Source organism: Streptomyces sp. NPDC006476 (genome assembly GCF_040612015.1).
GTDB lineage: Bacteria > Actinomycetota > Actinomycetes > Streptomycetales > Streptomycetaceae > Streptomyces > Streptomyces griseorubiginosus_B.
In genome coordinates this window covers 1-2,256 of record NZ_JBEXPK010000255.1, presented here as the reverse complement: position 1 = coordinate 2,256, position 2,256 = coordinate 1, and the positions used below count along the sequence as shown (strand labels likewise).

At 68.6% G+C, this 2,256-nt stretch carries 2 protein-coding genes; both read right to left on the bottom strand.

Going from position 1 to position 2,256, the window contains the following annotated elements; all coding sequences use genetic code 11:
* Window positions 1-74 precede the first annotated feature (74 nt).
* Window positions 75-896, bottom strand: a complete 822-nt coding sequence (gene istB, locus ABZZ74_RS53740) for an IS21-like element helper ATPase IstB (protein ID WP_356951386.1) — start codon at window positions 894-896, stop codon at window positions 75-77.
* Window positions 896-2,152, bottom strand: a complete 1,257-nt coding sequence (istA, locus tag ABZZ74_RS53735; protein WP_356951385.1) for an IS21 family transposase — start codon at window positions 2,150-2,152, stop codon at window positions 896-898. The genes istB and istA overlap by 1 nt, the downstream gene beginning before the upstream one ends.
* Window positions 2,153-2,256: the final 104 nt, after the last annotated feature.

The following is a 2,256-nucleotide window of genomic DNA, read 5'->3' as shown; positions in this document are numbered from 1 at the left end:
GTGTCGGCGTCGGCTGAACCTGGACCCACTTTGGTCGGTTGAAATCTGACCCGGGTGTCTTCGGCTTGGTCGTTTCAGTCGTTGTCGCTGGTGGCCGGGACGCGTCCGAGTTCGCGTCCTCGCATGCGGAACGAGTCGCCTTTGAGGGAGTGGACCTCGGCGTGGTGGACGAGACGGTCGATCATGGCGGCGGCCACGGTCTCGTCGCCGAAGACCTCTCCCCAGCGTCCGAAGGGTTTGTTGCTGGTGACGATCACGGACGCGCGTTCGTATCGGTTCGAGATGAGCTGGAAGAACAGGTTCGCGGCCTCGGCTTCGAAGGGGATGTAGCCGACCTCGTCGACCACGATCAGCGGGTAACGGCTCAGCTTGGTGAGCTCGGCCTGGAGACGTCCGGCGTGGTGGGCGGCGGCCAGGCGGTCGACCCACTCGGCGGCGGTGGCGAAGGCCACGCGGTGTCCGGCCTGGCAAGCGCGGACGGCGAGGCCGATCGCCAGGTGTGTCTTCCCGGTGCCAGGCGGTCCCAGGAAGACGGTGTTCTCCTTGCCGGCGATGAAGTCCAACCTGCCCAGATGCGCGAGCTGTTGTCGCGTCACGCCGCGCAGATGGGTGACGTCGAGTTCCTCGATCGTCTTGATCGCGGGGAAGCGGGCGGCCCGTACTCTCGCCTCGCCGCCGTGTGATTCGCGGGCGGAGACCTCGCGTTGCAGGCAGGCAACCAGGTATTCGGCATGGGTCCAGGACTCCTTGCGGGCGCGTTCGGCGAGCCGGTCGGCGGCGTCCAGCAGGGCCGGTGCCTTCATTGCGCGAGCCAGGAAAGCGAGGTCGGCGGCCGTTTGAGACCCGGTCCTGCGGCCCGCTGTGGTGCTGCCGGCCGGGGTGGTGGTGCGTGGCATCAGCCGGCCTCCCTGTCGCCGCCGCCTTCGATGACGGTGAACAGCCGGTCATAGGAGCCCAGTTCGCGTTGCTCGACCTCGACGACCGGGCCGGAGGCATCCTGGGCTGTGGCCTGGCGGGTGGCCTGCTGGTGGTGCAGCTGTCCGCGCATCGTCTTGCCCGCCTCCGCGTGATCGGGATCGGTGATGGTCTGGTGGCGGGCCCAGCAGCGGGGGTGGCGGGCGACGATCACGCCGCCGGGCGCCAGCGCGATGACCTCGTCGTTGTCGGTGAGCACGGTGACGGTGCGGCCGATCGCGTCGGGGTGCACCGAGTAGTCGTTGGTGTCGACGCGGACGTAGTGGTCGCGGCCGATCCGGGTCTGCATCCGCCACCAGGCGGGCGGGTCGACGGGCGGCAGGGCGAGCATCCCGGCCCGGTCGGCCTCCCACCGCTCGGTGGGGCGGGTCTGCAGAGTGCGGTGGACGCGCCGGTTGGCGACCGTCAGCCAGGTGGTCAGCTGGGTGTTGAAATCGCCGGGGCCGCTGAACGTGCGGCCGGGCAGGAAACTCGTCTCCAGGTAGCCATTGGCCCTCTCGACCAGCCCTTTCGCTTCTGGATCACGCGGACGGCAGAGGTGGATCTTCGTGGCGAGCAGGCCCGCGAACGCGGCGAACTCTGCCGTCAGCCTGCCGCGGCCGACCCCGGCCTCGTTGTCCCAGACGAGCGTCTTGGGCACCGCACCCCAAGCGGACAGCAGCCGCCAGTGACCGTCGATCAGGTCGCCGGTCGTCCGGGAGGGCAGCATCCGTGCCGCGATCACCCGCGAGTAGCCGGACACCATCACCAATACCGGCGGGCGGCCGCTCTGCCCGTAGCCGAGCGGGATGTCCGCCTCGGGAAACCACAGGTCGCACTGGGCCAGCTCACCCGGCTGATAGGTCGTGCGGGAGACCGGATCAACGGGAACGTAGGCGGGCCGCAGTTCCCGCACCCGCTCCTTGAGTACCGTCATCCCGCGTTCCCACCCGATCCGCTCGGCGATCACCGTGGCGGGCATCGTCGGCGTCTCCCGCAGCAGTTCACGGATCTGTACCTCGACGGCGTCGACCACCGAGCCCTTGGTCGGACGCTCGTACTTCGGCGGCCGGTCACTCGCCAGTGCCCGCTTGACCGTGTTCTTCGAGATGCCCAGATGCCTCGCGATCGCCCGGATCGGCATCTGCTCGGCCCGGTGCAGCCTGCGAATCTCTGCCCAGTCCTCCACGCAGATCACCCTCTCCCTCCTGACCTCAGATCAAGATCAGGTTCAGGCGAAGATCACCGAGTGGGTCACTTTTGATCCGCCGTCAGAGGGTCAGGATTCGAGCGACGCCGAGA